The organism is Stenotrophomonas sp. GD04024 (genome assembly GCF_029837545.1).
Lineage (GTDB): Bacteria > Pseudomonadota > Gammaproteobacteria > Xanthomonadales > Xanthomonadaceae > Stenotrophomonas > Stenotrophomonas forensis.
The window spans coordinates 1-14,886 of sequence record NZ_JAOEDV010000006.1; the positions used below are offsets into that span (position 1 = coordinate 1).

General features: G+C 66.9%; 17 protein-coding genes. 8 read left to right on the forward strand and 9 right to left on the reverse strand.

From position 1 onward, the window contains the following. Positions 1–181 precede the first annotated feature (181 nt). From N7590_RS03115 to N7590_RS03140, 6 genes are all read left to right on the forward strand, one after another. Positions 182–574 (forward strand): PTS ascorbate IIA component, encoded by a 393-nt coding sequence (locus N7590_RS03115; RefSeq protein ID WP_006422749.1) that lies wholly within the window; start codon positions 182–184, stop codon positions 572–574. Next, positions 567–836, forward strand: coding sequence for an HPr family phosphocarrier protein (locus N7590_RS03120; RefSeq protein WP_005408385.1), 270 nt, complete (start codon positions 567–569; stop codon positions 834–836). Before N7590_RS03115 ends, N7590_RS03120 begins: the two co-directional genes overlap by 8 nt. A 2-nt stretch (positions 837–838) precedes the next feature. Next, positions 839–2,608 carry a phosphoenolpyruvate--protein phosphotransferase gene (gene ptsP / locus N7590_RS03125; protein ID WP_164240469.1) on the forward strand — a complete coding sequence of 590 codons (1,770 nt, stop codon included), beginning with the start codon at positions 839–841 and terminating at the stop codon, positions 2,606–2,608. A gap of 194 nt (positions 2,609–2,802) precedes the next feature. Further along, on the forward strand, positions 2,803–4,164 hold the full coding sequence (gene mgtE / locus N7590_RS03130; protein WP_164240471.1) for a magnesium transporter: 1,362 nt from the start codon (positions 2,803–2,805) through the stop codon (positions 4,162–4,164). A gap of 60 nt (positions 4,165–4,224) precedes the next feature. Further along, positions 4,225–4,491, forward strand: coding sequence for a hypothetical protein (locus N7590_RS03135; RefSeq protein ID WP_053449002.1), 267 nt, complete (start codon positions 4,225–4,227; stop codon positions 4,489–4,491). Between the two features lie 70 nt (positions 4,492–4,561). Further along, positions 4,562–5,359 carry a prolyl oligopeptidase family serine peptidase gene (locus N7590_RS03140; RefSeq protein WP_080376049.1) on the forward strand — a complete coding sequence of 266 codons (798 nt, stop codon included), beginning with the start codon at positions 4,562–4,564 and terminating at the stop codon, positions 5,357–5,359. Between the two features lie 102 nt (positions 5,360–5,461). Here the strand turns inward: N7590_RS03140 and N7590_RS03145 are convergent, their stop codons facing one another. The 4 genes from N7590_RS03145 to N7590_RS03160 form a co-directional block, all read right to left on the reverse strand. Next, positions 5,462–5,953, reverse strand: coding sequence for a transposase (locus tag N7590_RS03145; protein WP_164240473.1), 492 nt, complete (start codon positions 5,951–5,953; stop codon positions 5,462–5,464). Between the two features lie 370 nt (positions 5,954–6,323). After that, positions 6,324–7,274: an aspartate carbamoyltransferase catalytic subunit gene (locus N7590_RS03150; RefSeq protein ID WP_279935144.1), complete on the reverse strand. Its 951-nt coding sequence runs from the start codon at positions 7,272–7,274 to the stop codon at positions 6,324–6,326. 16 nt (positions 7,275–7,290) lie between these two features. Then, positions 7,291–7,758 (reverse strand): Holliday junction resolvase RuvX, encoded by a 468-nt coding sequence (ruvX, locus tag N7590_RS03155; RefSeq protein WP_180879650.1) that lies wholly within the window; start codon positions 7,756–7,758, stop codon positions 7,291–7,293. Positions 7,759–7,777: 19 nt separating this feature from the next. Next, complete coding sequence (locus N7590_RS03160) at positions 7,778–8,344, reverse strand: YqgE/AlgH family protein (protein WP_006422622.1); 567 nt, start codon at positions 8,342–8,344, stop codon at positions 7,778–7,780. 89 nt (positions 8,345–8,433) lie between these two features. Here N7590_RS03160 and N7590_RS03165 point away from each other — a divergent pair, with 89 nt between their 5' ends. Further along, entirely contained in the window at positions 8,434–8,976 is a 543-nt protein-coding gene (locus tag N7590_RS03165; protein WP_053449000.1) for a DNA-3-methyladenine glycosylase I, read from the forward strand. A 73-nt stretch (positions 8,977–9,049) separates the two neighbouring features. Here N7590_RS03165 and N7590_RS03170 read toward each other — a convergent pair whose 3' ends face one another. Continuing rightward, entirely contained in the window at positions 9,050–9,757 is a 708-nt protein-coding gene (locus N7590_RS03170) for a YitT family protein (RefSeq protein WP_164240476.1), read from the reverse strand. 110 nt (positions 9,758–9,867) lie between these two features. Next, positions 9,868–10,080 carry a DUF4287 domain-containing protein gene (locus tag N7590_RS03175; RefSeq protein WP_053448999.1) on the reverse strand — a complete coding sequence of 71 codons (213 nt, stop codon included), beginning with the start codon at positions 10,078–10,080 and terminating at the stop codon, positions 9,868–9,870. A gap of 325 nt (positions 10,081–10,405) precedes the next feature. Between N7590_RS03175 and N7590_RS03180 the strand changes: the two genes are divergently transcribed. Then, positions 10,406–11,302 carry a LysR family transcriptional regulator gene (locus N7590_RS03180; RefSeq protein ID WP_279935145.1) on the forward strand — a complete coding sequence of 299 codons (897 nt, stop codon included), beginning with the start codon at positions 10,406–10,408 and terminating at the stop codon, positions 11,300–11,302. Positions 11,303–11,384: 82 nt separating this feature from the next. On the opposite strand, the gene N7590_RS03185 is transcribed toward N7590_RS03180, so the two are convergent. The 3 genes from N7590_RS03185 to N7590_RS03195 all read right to left on the reverse strand — a co-directional run bounded on the left by N7590_RS03185 (position 11,385) and on the right by N7590_RS03195 (position 14,849). Next, a complete protein-coding gene (locus tag N7590_RS03185; protein ID WP_279935146.1) occupies positions 11,385–12,368 on the reverse strand; it encodes an aldo/keto reductase in 984 nt (327 codons plus the stop codon). Between the two features lie 201 nt (positions 12,369–12,569). Continuing rightward, positions 12,570–13,712 carry a PilT/PilU family type 4a pilus ATPase gene (locus N7590_RS03190; RefSeq protein ID WP_006422552.1) on the reverse strand — a complete coding sequence of 381 codons (1,143 nt, stop codon included), beginning with the start codon at positions 13,710–13,712 and terminating at the stop codon, positions 12,570–12,572. A gap of 99 nt (positions 13,713–13,811) precedes the next feature. Next, entirely contained in the window at positions 13,812–14,849 is a 1,038-nt protein-coding gene (locus N7590_RS03195) for a type IV pilus twitching motility protein PilT (protein WP_006422551.1), read from the reverse strand. Between the last annotated feature and the right edge of the window lie 37 nt (positions 14,850–14,886).

The following is a 14,886-nucleotide window of genomic DNA, read 5'->3' on the forward strand; positions in this document are numbered from 1 at the left end:
GGTCGACACGATGGATCCACGCCATGCGTGGATGAACCTCTGTCAGGCATCGGAAAGACGGACAGGGTCGGATCGCTTTTTCGGCGAAACGGGGATGCCACCCGGGCAACGCTGAATACGGGACACAGTGCCCCTCTCCTGCTGCTATCGCCGATTCACCTTGACCTGTTAACGTGCAGTAATGACCTGTGGCATTCTCCTCGTAACACATCCCGGGGTCGGGACCGCCCTGCTTGAGGTGGCGACCCGGCTCCTGCGGCAATTGCCGCTGAAGACCGAAGCTTTCGAAGTACCGTTCGACGCAGACCTGGACGCCCTGCTCCCGCTCGCCTCGGCCGCCCTGCGGCGGGTCGACGGTGGGGAAGGCGTGCTGATCCTGACCGACCTGTACGGCGCCAGCCCCGCCAACCTTGCCGGGCAGCTGGCCCGGCTGGGGACCCCGGTTCGCCGGGTGTCGGCGCTGAGCCTGCCGATGTTGCTGCGGGTGATGAATTATCCGGAACAGGGACTGGATCAACTGCCCGCCACAGCCGCGGCGGGTACCCGTAATGGAGCGATAGTCGACGATGCTTGAACGAGAACTCACCGTGAGCAACCGCCTGGGGCTGCATGCCCGGGCCACCGCCAAGCTGGTGCAGACCCTGGCGCCGTTCCGCTGCAACGTGACCATGGCCGCCAAGGGCCGTGAGATCAACGCCAAAAGCATCATGGGCGTGATGCTGCTGGCTGCCGGCCAAGGCACTCCGGTCACCGTGCGCATCAACGGCGAGGACGAAGCCGCCGCGATGGAGGCGGTGGTCGGCCTGTTCGAACGCCGTTTCGACGAGGACAGCTGAGCGTGCCACGCGCACGCGCCGGCCAGCTCCCCTCCGGCCAGCGGCCGGTGCAGCTGCTGGCCGGCCATGGCGCAGCGCGCGGCACGGCCATGGGCCGCGCCCGCGTGCGCCTGCCGCATGCCCTGGAGGTGGCCGAACAGCGTGTCGCCGCCCACCAGGTCGAGGCCGAGCTCGCGCGCCTGCACCATGCGGTGGATGCGGCGCGCACGGAAATGCACGAGCTGCGCCAGCGCCTGCATGGGGCACTGAACCAGGAAGTGGGCGAGTTCCTAGACCTGCACGCGCTGCTGCTGGACGACCCCGAGCTGCTGTATGGCCTGGACGAACTGATCCGCAGCGGCCCGTACAGCGCCGGCTATGCGCTGCGCCTGCAGCGCGACCGCCTGGCCAGGGTCTTCGATGGCATGGACGATGCCTACCTGAAGAGCCGCATGGACGACCTGGACCATGTGATCGGCCGTATCCACGCCTTCCTGCAACCCGAGCGCCCGCCGGTGATGAAGGGCCTGGCCGGCGAGATCCTGGTCTGCGACAACATCGCCCCGTCCGAGCTGGCGCAGCTGCAGGCACAGGGCGTGGTCGGCATCGTCACCGCCGCCGGCAGCGCGCTGTCGCACAGTGCGATCCTGGCACGCAGCCTGCACCTGCCGCTGATCGTCAACGTACCGCAGCTGCTCAGCCGCATCGCCGATGGCGACGTGCTGATCATCGACGGCGCCGACGGCAGCATCACGGTCAACCCGCAGGCCGACAACCTGCGTGACTACCGCGCGCGACTGAAAGAGCATGCGCGTGAACAGCGCGAGCTCGGCCGCCTGCGCAGCAAGCCCAGCCGTACCCGCGACCAGGTCGACATCGCCCTGCTGGCCAACGCCGAATCGCTGGAGGACGTGACCCAGGCGCATGCACTGGGCGCGCAGGGGCTGGGCCTGTACCGCACCGAATTCCTGTTCCTGCAGCGCAACGAGCTGCCGGACGAGGAAGAGCAGTTCCAGACCTACCGCGATGCCGCGCTGGGCATGAGCGGGCGTCCGGTCACCATCCGCACGCTCGACCTGGGCGCGGACAAAGCCGATCGCACCGGCCTGACCCTGAGCAACGAAGAGAATCCGGCACTGGGCCTGCGCGGCGTGCGCCTGTCGCTGGCGCGGCCGAAGGTGGCCGACACCCAGCTGCGCGCGATCCTGCGCGCCTCGGCTTACGGCAAGCTGCGCGTGCTGGTTCCGATGGTCAGTACCCGCGAGGAGCTGCTGGCGGTGCGCCGGCGCATGCTCAAGCTGACCGAACAGCTGCGCGGCGAGGGCCACATGGTGTCCGACCATGTGCCGCTGGGCGCGATGATCGAAGTCCCCGCGGCCGCACTGGCGCTGGAGAGCTTCATCGATCTGGTCGATTTCCTGTCGATCGGTACCAACGACCTGGTGCAGTACCTGCTCGCCGCCGACCGCAACAACGAGGCGCTGGGCGAGCTCTACTCGCCGTTGCATCCGGCCGTGCTGCGGCTGCTGCAGATGGTGATCGCCACCGGCGCGCGCCATCGCATCCCGGTGGCAGTCTGCGGCGAGATGGCCGGCGATGCCCGGATGACCCCGCTACTGCTGGCACTGGGACTGACCGAATTCAGCCTGCACCCGGGCACCCTGCTGGAGGTACGCCGGGCGATCCGCGAGGCCGATCTGGCCGCGCTGCTCGCGCGTGCACCAAAGCTGCTGGCGGCGCGCGACCGCCGCGGCATCGAGCGTTGGCTGGCACTGGTGGCGGACACGCCCTGACCACCCAGGGTAGTGCCGGCCGCTGGCCGGCAACCTCATGGACTTCGATGGGGACGATTGCCGGCCAGCGGCCGGCACTACCCTCACCCAGCGGCTATGCGTTGAAACATCCCCTTGCGATAATGACGCGCTGAACACCCCTGTTGCCGCATCCTTGCCGGGATCGCGGCTTTTCTTATCCCGCGGGAGCTGCGATGGCTGAAGCTGTACGCCACGACAAGACTGCGCGCCAACTGCGGATGCTGTCCGATGCACTGGACAGCGGCCGGCTGGGTCCGGTGCGTCGGCTGGTCAACACCCTGGCCCCGGCCGAGATCGGCAACCTGCTCGAATCGCTGCCGCCGGGCAAGCGCGAGGTGGTGTGGGGCCTGGTCGATCCGGAAGATGACGGCGAGGTGCTGGTCCACGTCGGCGAGGACGTGCGCGAAAGCCTGCTCGCGGACATGGACCCGGACGAGATCATCGCCGCGGTCGAAGACCTGGACATCGATGATCTGGCCGACCTGGTCGAAGACCTGCCGGACACGGTCATCGACGAAGTCCTCAAGTCGATGGACCGCGAGAATCGCGAGCGCCTGGAACAGGTGCTGTCCTACCCCGAGGACAGCGCCGGCCGCCTGATGAATCCGGACGTGGTGACCGTGCGCGCCGACGTCAACGTCGATGTGGTGCTGCGCTACCTGCGCCTGCGCGGCGAACTGCCCGACCACACCGACCACCTGTTCGTGGTCAGCCGGCGGCACCAGTACCTCGGGCGGGTCTCGCTCGCCGCGCTGGTGACCCACGAGGACACCACCCCGATCAACCGCCTGATCGACGACGAGCAGCCGGCCATCGACGTCGGCGAGAGCGACCAGGAAGTGGCACGGCAGTTCTCCGACCATGACTGGATCTCCGCGCCGGTGGTGGACGACAACAACATCCTGATCGGCCGCATCACCATCGATGACGTGGTCGACATCATCCGCGGCCAGGCCGAGCACCAGGCGCTGGGCGCCGCCGGCCTGGACGAGGACGAGGATCTGTTCAGCCCGGTCTGGCGCGCCATGCGCCGGCGCCTGATGTGGCTGTCGGTGAACCTGTGCACCGCCTTCCTGGCTTCCAGCGTGGTCGGCCACTTCGAAGGCACCATCGACAAGCTGGTGGCGTTGGCGGTGCTGATGCCGATCGTGGCCGGCCTGGGCGGCAATGCCGGCACCCAGGTGCTGGCGCTGATGGTGCGCGGCCTGGCCCTGGGCCAGGTGGGCGCATCCAATGCGCGCACGCTGCTGTGGAAGGAAGTGCGGGTCGCCGTGTTGAATGGCGTCATGCTGGGTTCGGTGCTGGGGCTGATCGTGCTGGCCTGGTTCCACTCGCCCGGGCTATCGGCAGTGATCGCGATCGCGCTGACCTGCAACCTGCTGTTCGCCGCGCTGGCCGGCGTGCTGGTGCCACTGACGCTCAAACGCTTCGGCTTCGACCCGGCGCTGGCCAGCGGCATCTTCCTGACCGCGGTGACCGACTCGATGGGCTTCTTCACCTTCCTCGGCCTGGCCACCCTGGTGCTGCTGCACTGAACCCTGCAGGGTCGGATCCCCGCCACGCGGGGCTCTGACCCGATCCCAACTGAAACACCCATGGCAACAACGATCGAAAACTACTTCCAGCCCGGCTGGCGCGACCAGCAGCACACCTGCCCGGCCTGCGAATGGAAGGGCAGCTCGCGCGGCATGGAGATGGAACTGGACGAGGACGCAACCGAGTACGACTGCCCGGTCTGCGAAAACCCGTTGCTGGTGGTGCTGCACCCGGACATGGCGCAGGTGCAGGCCGCCGCTGCTGAAGGCAATGCCGAAGCACAGGAACAGCTGGACATCATCGCCAGTTTCCCGCGCCCGCAGTGACGCGGCGCATGATGCCGCGTTGACGGCAGCGGACTACGATGGAGGCTTTCCCGCCGCCCCAGGAATTCCCATGGTCCGTTCCATGTCGCGCTGGCTGCCGCTGCTGGCCCTGCTGATGATGACCGGTTGTGCCTCGCTGCCGGACAGCGCGCGTGGTCGCTTCGAAGCCCGCGCAGTCAAAGTGGACGGCGAGACCGCCTACTACCAGGTGTTCATTCCGGCCGGGCTGAAGGCCCCGGCGTCCGCCAGTGTTCCGGTCATCCTGTTCCTGCATGGCTCGGGCGAGCGCGGCAGTGACGGCATCAGGCAGACCCACGCGGGGCTGGGCCCTTATCTGCGCGAGCATCCCGATTTCCCCGCCCTGGTTGTCTTCCCGCAGGCGGCAAAGCACTCGGAATGGAGCGGCCACAACAACCGCATGGCCCTGGCCGCGCTGGACGCAACGATCGCCGAGTTTGGCGCCGATCCTTCGCGCCAGTACCTGACCGGCATGTCGATGGGCGGCTACGGCAGCTGGAACATCGCCCTGGACGACCCACGCCGCTTTGCCGCGATCGTGCCGGTATGCGGCGCCGTGCTGGCACCGCGCGCGAAGCGACCGACCCTGTTCGTCGAGCAGGTCGCGCATGAGTCCGATCCTTACGCGGTGATCGCCCAGCGCCTGCAGCACGCACCAATCTGGATCTTCCACGGCGCACTGGATGATGTGGTGCCACCGGACGACGACCGCAGGCTGCACAGTGCCTTCCAGGGCGCCAACGCGCGCGACGTGCGCTACACCGAGTACCCGGAAGGCAACCATAACGCCTGGGACGCCACCTACGCCGATCCGGCGATGTGGGCCTGGCTATTCGCGCAGAAGCGCTGACCATAGCGTCCGCTGGTTGCCCACCAAGGTTGGAGCCTGGTTTGGGTGGGTACCCACCAAGGTCGGAACCTGCTTTCGGTGGGTGCCAACCTTGGTTGGCACTCATCTGACCGCACCCATGAACTCCGCCTTGGCACGGGAACCTTCGAGCTCCCACTCACACCACGCATGCGGGTACTCGCCAAGCTGCGTTGCCAACCCCGCCCTGATCGGATTCGCCATCACATACATTGCGTGCCGGAACAGCGATTCATCAGAGCGGATCGCGTGATCGTGGTAGCAGGACTGCCAGAAGCGTCCCACCCTGCCCAGTACGCTGTTTGCGTACACCGCCGTACGCGACTTGAAGCGCCTCATGACAACGTCGAGTGATGCCGCGCGCAGCTGCATCAACCAGTGGACGTGATCCGGCATGACCACGTAGGCGATGGAATGGGTCAGACCTTCCAGATCCAGACGCTGGAACTCCTGCATGGCGGTAACCGCAGCGGCGTCATTGGCGAACAGAGCCACTCGGCCATGCACGTTCGTAGTCAGGATGTAGCTCTGGCCGATACTGGAATGACGGCCTAGCAGGAGGCGGGTGCTGTTCATGCAGAAGAGCATGGGCGGGCGCATGTCCCCTGAACATCGGGAAATCACCTTCGCCCCGGTAGGCCAGTGCCAACCAAGGTTGGCACCCACCACACCAGCAGTGCCAACCAAGGTTGCCACCCACCACACCAGCAGTGCCAACCAAGGTTGGCACCCACCACACCAGCAGTGCCAACCAAGGTTGCCACCCAACACACCAGCAGTGCCAACCAAGGTTGCCACCCATCACAGCAGCAATGCCAACCAAGGTTGGTACCCATCACAGCAGCAGTGCCAACCAAGGTTGCCACCCACCACACCAGCAGTGCCAACCAAGGTTGGCACCCATCACAGCAGCAATGCCAACCAAGGTTGGTACCCACCAGAGCGGTCAGCCCAGCAGGGTTTCCAGCACGGCCATGCGCACGGCGACGCCGTTGACGACCTGGCGCAGTACCCACGACTGCGGGCCGTCGGCCACCTCGTCGGTCACTTCCACGCCGCGGTTGATCGGGCCCGGGTGCAGCACGGCTGCATCCTTGCCGGCGCGCGCCAGGCGTTCGTTGGTCAGCCCGTACTCGGCGTGGTACTGCTCCAGCGACGGCACCAGGCCTTCTTCCATGCGCTCGCGCTGCAGGCGCAGCATCATCAGCGCGTCGACGCCTTCCAGCATGGCATCGAAATCATCGCCCACCACGCAGCCCTTCAGGGTCTCGTCGTCCGGCAGCAGCGACTGCGGGCCGCACACGCGGATCTCGCCCACGCCCAGCGTACGCAGCGCATGCAGGTCGGTGCGGGCCACGCGCGAGTGCTTCACGTCGCCGACAATCACCACCTTCAGCTTCGAAAAGTCCGGGCCCTTGGCCTGGCGCAGGGTCAGCATGTCCAGCAGGCCCTGGGTCGGGTGCGAGCTGCGGCCGTCACCGGCATTGATCAGCGCGGTGCCCTCGCCCGCCGCTTCAGCCAGTGCGGCGACGGCGCCATCATCGGGGTGGCGCACCACGAAGCCGCGCACGCCCATCGCTTCCAGGTTGCGCAGCGTGTCGCAGGCGGTTTCGCCCTTGCGCGTGGAAGAGGTCGAGGCATCGAAGTTCAGCACGTCGGCGCCCAGGCGCTGCGCGGCCAGCTGGAACGAGCTGCGGGTACGGGTGGACGGTTCGAAGAACAGCGTGCATACCGCCGAGCCGGCCAGCACGTGCCGCTTGTTGCCGACGCGGCCGACTGCGGCGTCGCGGATCTGCCCGGCGCGGTCGAGCAGCTGCAGCAGGGTTTCGCGCGGCAGCCCCTCAAGGGTCAACAGGTGGCGCAGGCGTCCGGAGGCATCGATTTGCTGGGCGGTCATGGCGGGAGTCGTGCAGTCAGGGAATGGGGGTGGCGTCGTCCGGCGACGACAGCCAGCGGTCGATGATCACCGCCGCGGCCACGGCGTCGAGGGCGGCCGCATCGCGGCGGCGCTTGCGCCCTTCGGCGCGCTCGACGGCGAAGCGGCGGGCGGCCTCGACCGAGCTGGAACGCTCGTCGATCATCACCACCGGCAGCTTGAAGCGTTCCCGCAGCTGGCGGGCAAAGCCCTGCGCGCGCTTGCGGTTGGGCTGGTCCTGGCCGTCCAGGGTCAGCGGGTCGCCGACCACCAGGCCATCGGGCTTCCATTCCTTGAGCAGGCGTTCGATCGCCGCCCAGTCCGGCCCGTTGCCGTGCACATCGACCACGGCCACGGCGCGTGCATGGGCGGCGAAGGCACTGCCGATGGCCACGCCGATACGCCGCGAGCCGACATCGAAACCCAGAACCGTGCCGTCGCGGCGGATGGCCGGGGCAGCAGACACCGGTACGGGGGCCGCCGGATCAGACATGGCCGCTGTAGTCGGTCAATCGGAACAGATCCACGCCGATGCGCGAGGCCGCGCCTTGCCAGCGCTGTTCCAGCGGCAGCTGGAACACCAGCTCGGCGTCGGCCGGCACGGTCAGCCAGCTGTTCTCGGCCAGCTCGCTTTCCAGCTGCCCTGCGCCCCAGCCGGCGCAGCCGAGGGTGACCACGGCGTTGGCCGGGCCTTCGCCGCGCGCCATCGCTTCAAGGATGTCGCGTGAGGTGGTCAGGTACAGGCCCTCACCCACGGTCAGGCTGGAATCCCATGCCCGTGCATCATCGTGGATGACGAAGCCGCGTTCGGGGTGCACCGGGCCGCCATTGAGCACCATGCGCGCCTGCAGGTCGCCGTCGCCGGTGGTGATGTCCATCTGGGCGAGCACCTCGCCCAGGGTGTATTCGGACGGCTGGTTGACCAGCACGCCCATCGCGCCGTTCTCGTCGTGCTGGCAGATCAGCGCGACGCTGCGGGCGAAGGTCGCGTCGAGCAGCGACGGCAGCGCGACGAGCAGGTGATCGGCAAGGGAGGTCGGCGTTACTGGCATGGCGCCATTCTAGCGGCTGGGCGCGCCGGGCGCCTCCACCCGGCGGTCACGGCGCGCATAATGACCAGCCCGTACCGCAGGAACTCAACGTGTCCGGCTACTGCCTCATCGCCCCGGGCCATCCGGTGCACGATTACTACCACGCAAACGAGTACGGCTTCCCGCAGCGCGACGAACGCGAGCTGTTCGAACGGCTGGTGCTGGAAATCAACCAGGCCGGCCTGAGCTGGGAGACCATCCTGAAGAAGCGCGAAGGCTTCCGCGCGGCCTATGACGGCTTCGACGTGGACCGCGTGGCGGCCTATGCCGAGCAGGACATCGAACGGCTGCTGTCGGATGCGGGCATCATCCGCAACCGGCTGAAGGTGCTGGCGGCGATCCACAACGCGCAGGTGATCCAGCAGCTGCGGGCCAGCCATGGCAGCTTCGCCGCCTGGCTCGATGCCCACCACCCGCTCAGCAAGGCTGACTGGGTGAAGCTGTTCAAGAAGACCTTCCGCTTCACCGGCGGCGAGATCACCGGCGAATTCCTGATGAGCCTGGGCTACCTGCCCGGTGCGCACGCCGCGGACTGCCCGGTGCATGCGCGGCTGCTGAAACTGTCGCCACCGTGGTTGCAGGCCTCCCGGTAGTGCCGGCCGCTTGCCGGCAGCCTCGCCAGGCCACAGGTGTTGCCGGCCAGCGGCCGGCACTACCTTCGAATCGTCACACGCCCATGTAACGGCCGGGGCGGTGGTTGAACATCAGCACCAGGCTGAGCACCACCGCGCCGATGGCCGAATACAGCACCTTCGACGGCGACAGCACGAAGAACGCGGCCACCATCAGGCAGGCGTCGTAGGACATCTGCACCTTGCCCGCGCTCCAGCCGCGGGTGCGCTGCAGGTACACCGCCAGGATGCCGATGCCGCCGAGGCTGGCACGGTGGCGGATGAAGAACAGGATGCCCAGGCCGGACAGCGCGCCACCGACGATGGCCGAGTACAGCGGGTTGATGTGCGAGAAGTCGATCCAGCGCGGCAGCAGGTCGGTCAGCACGCCACAGGCAGTGACCGCGGCAAAGGTCTTCAGGGTGAATTCCCAGCCCATGCGGCGCAGCGCCACCCAGTAGAACGGCAGGTTGACCAGCACGAACACCAGGCCGAAGTTCCAGCCCATCGCGTAGTGCAGCAGGAACGCCATGCCGGCCATGCCGCCGATCATCAACCCGCCCTTGGCGAAGATGGCCAGGCCCAGCGAGGCCACCATCGTGGCCAGCACCATGCCCTGCACGTCCTCGGCGATCGAGTGCCTCAGTGCAGTTTCGTCGGCGGTGGTACCGGCACTGTCGGGCGGCGGGGTCAGCGGACCGGCGGTGACCAGGTGGCCGTCAGCGTCGTCGCACGGCGCGGGGCCATGGGATTCAAGGGACATGCGGGTGGGGGAACAACGGGTGGGGAGCGGTATTAGACACGATCTGCATGACAGTTGCAGATGAAATCGTTCAGCTGAAGGCGCTCCGCCCTGCCCCGACCCATGGCTGCTCAGCCCTTGCCGGCCAGATGGTGCGCCACCAGCGCGTTGGCATGGCCATGGCCCAGCCCGTGCTCGCTCTTCAGGAAGCTGACCAGTTCCATGTGCTTCAGGCCCTTCTTGCCCGCCAGCAACCCGAACCAGTGTGCTACCGGCTGGCCGTAGGTCTTCTCGATGGACGGGAAATACGAAGCCGGGCCTTTCGGCGTGGTGTCAGTGCTCATGTGCTGCTCCCGTTGAAAGTCATTCATTCGACGAACCACAGACGTGGAATTCGACATCCCCACATATCCGACCCCGTGTCGACCAACGGTCGGCACCTACCACCAGCAGCAGGTTCCAACAGCTCGCGGGAAACTGTCGAAGGCGGGGTGGCTCAGGTTGCGGGGGCGTGAGCGCCATGGATGGCGCGACCGAGGCTACATGGACGTACTTGCGCCGTCCCCCGCAACCTGAGCCACCCCGCCTCCCGCAGGAAGCCCGCTTTTGAAGTTGACGTTGCCGTTGTTTCGGCAGGTGCCGGGCGCAGCCCGGCCGTATCATCCCCTCATGCCCCGTGAAAACCTCAACGACCTGCAAGCCTTCGTCCACGTCGCCCGCGCGGGCAGCTTCACCAAGGCCGCCGCCCAGCTCGGCGTCTCCCAGTCCGCGCTCAGTCATGCCATGCGCGGCCTGGAACAGCGCCTGGGTGTGCGCCTGCTGACCCGCACCACCCGCAGCGTGTCCACCACCGAGGCCGGCGCCCGCCTGCTGGAAACGCTCGCCCCGCGCCTGGCCGAGATCGAGGACGGGCTGGCCGCACTGGCCGAGTACCGCGAACGCCCGGCCGGCACCATCCGCATCAATGCCACCGGCCATGCCGCCGAGTACATCGCCTGGCCGCGGCTGGCACCGTTGCTGCAGCAGTATCCGGAGCTGAAGGTGGAACTGACCGCCGACTACGGGCTGGCCGACATCGTTGCCGAGCGCTACGACATCGGCATCCGCCTGGGTGAGCGCCTGGCCCGCGACATGGTCGCGGTGCCGATCAGCCCGCCACTGCGCATGCGCGTGGTCGGTGCGCCCGCCTACTTCCGCCAGCACGTGGTACCACGGCATCCGCACGACCTGGCCGGGCACAACTGCATCACCCTGCGCCTGCCCACGCATGGCGGGCTGATGCCGTGGGACTTCGGCCAGGACGGCACCGAGCTGAGCGTGCGCGTTGGCGGGCAATGGACCTTCAACACCATGGGCATGACCCGCGCCGCCGCGCTGACCGGCAGCGGCCTGGCCTGGCTGCCGGAAGACCAGGTGCAGCCGATGCTGGACGATGGTCGCCTGCAATCCGTGCTGGACGACTGGTGCCCGCATTTCGATGGCTACTACGCGTATTACCCGTCGCGCCGCCACGTCACCGTGGCGATGCGCACGGTGCTTGATGCATTGCGCGGGCCGATGGGGTGAGGGTCAAGGAGTGCGGACCAACGGTCCGCACCCACCACCAACGGTCCGCACCCACCACCAACGGCCCGCACCCACCGGGTGATCAGCCCTTGGCCTGGGCGGCGCGCTGCGCGTTGTAGCGCTCGCCGACGATCGACACTTCGTCCAGCGCCTGTGCGATGCGCTGCAGCTCCTCCGGCGCCAGCTGCAGTGCGGCCGCGCCCAGGTTTTCGTCCAAGCGGTGGACCTTGGTGGTGCCCGGGATCGGCACGATCCACGGCGCCTGCGCCAGCAGCCAGGCCAGCGCCACCTGCGCCGGTGTGGCGCCACGTGCTGCGGCAATCGTGCTGATGCGATCGACCAGCGCCTGGTTGGCGCGGCGCGCTTCCACCTCGAAACGCGGCACGGTGTTGCGGAAGTCGTTGGCGTCGAAGGTGGTCTCGGCGCTGATCGCGCCGGTCAGGAAGCCACGGCCCAGCGGGCTGAACGGCACGAAGCCGATGCCCAGTTCCTGCAGGGTCGGCAGCAGTTCGCGCTCGGGCTCGCGCCACCACAGCGAGTACTCGCTCTGCACGGCAGCAACCGGCTGCACCGCATGCGCGCGGCGCACGGTCGCGGCACTGGCCTCGGACAGGCCGAAGTGGCCGACCTTGCCTTCGGCGATCAGGTCACGCACGGTGCCCGCCACATCCTCGATCGGCACGTTCGGATCGACGCGGTGCTGGTAGAACAGATCGATATGGTCGGTGCGCAGGCGCTTGAGGCTGGCCTCGGCCACCGCACGGATGATCTCCGGGCGGCTGTCCAGGCCGGTATCGACACGCGCATCCTTGAAGCCGAACTTGGTGGCGATCACCAGCCTGTCGCGGTACGGCGACAACGCCTCGCCGAGCAGATCTTCATTGGTGTACGGGCCGTACACCTCGGCGGTGTCGAAGAAGGTCACGCCACGTTCAACGGCGGCGTGCAGCAGGGCGATGCCCTGGCTGCGCTCGACCGGCTGGCCATAGCCATGGCTCAGGCCCATGCAGCCCAGGCCCAGGGCGGTAACCTTCAGGCCGCTGCGGCCGAGTTCACGTGTCTGCATCGTCGTGCTCCAGAGGGGGAGCGCTGACGATACGCCTGCACGGGCGCAGGATTGAACCGACGGGATGGCAGTCGGTCATGACTGGAATTCATCAATCGCCAGCGCGCCCGGTAGAGTCGAGCTTGCTCGACTGCGCTCGTAGAGTCGAGCTTGCTCGACTGTTCCTGTAGTCGAGCAAGCTCGACTCTACAGATCGTTGGGTCACCGGATCTCGGAGATCTCCACGCCATCCAGCCCCTGCGACAGGGTGCGCGCGTCGCCGCCCTGGCTGAGCTTGATGCGCAGGCGCACTTCGTTCTGCGAATCGGCGTAGCGCAGTGCGTCCTCGTAGCTGATCTCGCCGGCCTGGTACAGCTCGAACAGGCTCTGGTCGAAGGTCTTCATGCCCAGCTGGACCGAATCCTTCATCACTTCCTTCAGCTTGTGGATCTCGCCGTCGCGGATGTAGTCCTGCACCAGCGGCGTGCCCAGCAGGATCTCCATCGCCACCTTGCGTGAGCGGCCATCGGGCGAAGGAATCAGCTGCTGCGCGACCACGCCCTTGAGGTTCAGCGACAGGTCCATCAGCAACTGGTTGCGGCGGTCTTCCGGGAAGAAGTTGACGATGCGGTCCATCGCCTGGTTGGCGTTGTTGGCATGCAGGGTGCACAGCACCAGGTGGCCGGTTTCGGCAAACGCGATGGCGTGGTCCATGCCTTCGCGGGTACGCACCTCGCCGATCATGATCACGTCCGGCGCCTGGCGCAGGGTGTTCTTCAGCGCCGCTTCCCAGCTGTCGGTATCGATGCCGACCTCGCGCTGGGTGATGATGCAGCCCTCGTGCTTGTGCACGAACTCGATCGGGTCTTCGATGGTGATGATGTGGCCGGTCGAGTTCTGGTTGCGGTAACCGATCATCGCTGCCAGCGAGGTCGATTTACCGGTACCGGTAGCGCCGACGAACAGGATGATGCCGCGCTTGGTCATCGCCAGCGTCTTGATGATCGGCGGCAGGCTCAGCTCTTCCACGGTCGGAATGCGCGTCTCGATGCGGCGCAGCACCATGCCGACCTGGTTGCGCTGGTAGAAGCAGCTGACGCGGAAGCGGCCGACACCGGACAGGCCGATGGCGAAGTTGCATTCGTGGGTCTTCTCGAATTCCTCGCGCTGTGCCGGCGTCATCACGTTGAGCACCAGGTCGCGGCTCTGCTGCGGCGTGAGCGGGGTCTGGGTGATCGGCGAGATCTTGCCGTTGACCTTCATCGCCGGCGGCATGCCGGCGGTGATGAACAGGTCCGAGGCGCGCTGGTGCGCCATCAGCTTGAGGAACGAAGTGAAATCGATGGTGGTCGCGGTGGTGTTCACGGCGGGCTCCCAATGGGGCATGTACCAGGAAACGGTCGATGGAGGAAACGGCACGGAACGGCGGCGCAGTGGCGCACGCCGCGCCGTTGCTGCCTCGCCTTACTCGAACAGGCGCTTGTCCTTGGCGTAGTCGCGGGCCTGGTTGCGGGTGATCAGGCTGCGCTTGACCAGGTCCTGCAGGTGCTGGTCCAGGGTCATCATGCCGTACTGCTGGCCGGTCTGGATGGCCGAGTACATCTGCGCGACCTTGTCCTCGCGGATCAGGTTGCGGATGGCCGGGGTGCCGACCATGATTTCCCAGGCTGCGGTGCGACCGCCGCCCACCTTCTTCAGCAGTGCCTGCGAGATCACCGCGCGCAGCGACTCGGACAGCATCGAGCGCACCATCGGCTTTTCGCCGGCCGGGAACACGTCGATGATGCGGTCGATGGTCTTGGCCGCCGAACTGGTATGCAGGGTGCCGAACACCAGGTGGCCGGTTTCCGCCGCGGTCAGCGCCAGGCGGATGGTTTCCAGGTCGCGCAGTTCGCCGACCAGGATGATGTCCGGATCCTCACGCAGCGCCGAGCGCAGCGCTTCGTTGAAGCCATGCGTGTCGCGGTGCACTTCGCGCTGGTTGATCAGGCACTTCTGCGAGGTGTGCACGAATTCGATCGGGTCCTCGACGGTGAGGATGTGGCCGTATTCGTTCTTGTTGATGTAGTCGATCATCGCCGCCAGCGTGGTCGACTTGCCCGAGCCGGTCGGGCCGGTCACCAGGATCAGGCCCTGCGGCTGCTGGATCACCTCGCGGAACAGCGGCGGGCAGGCCAGGTCTTCCAGGGTCAGCACTTCGGACGGAATGGTACGGAACACCGCACCGGCGCCGCGGTTCTGGTTGAACGCATTCACACGGAAGCGCGCCAGCGACGGAATCTCGAAGGAGAAGTCCACTTCGAGGAATTCCTCGTAATCGCGGCGCTGCTTGTCGGACATGATGTCGTACACCAGCGCGTGGACCTGCTTGTGGTCCAGCGCTGGGATGTTGATCCGGCGCACGTCGCCGTCCACGCGGATCATCGGCGGCAGGCCTGCGGACAGGTGCAGGTCGGACGCTTTGTTCTTTACGGAAAACGCCAACAGCTCGGCGATATCCATGAGCGGCTACTCCCCAATAACGGCTTCGACTGGAAGG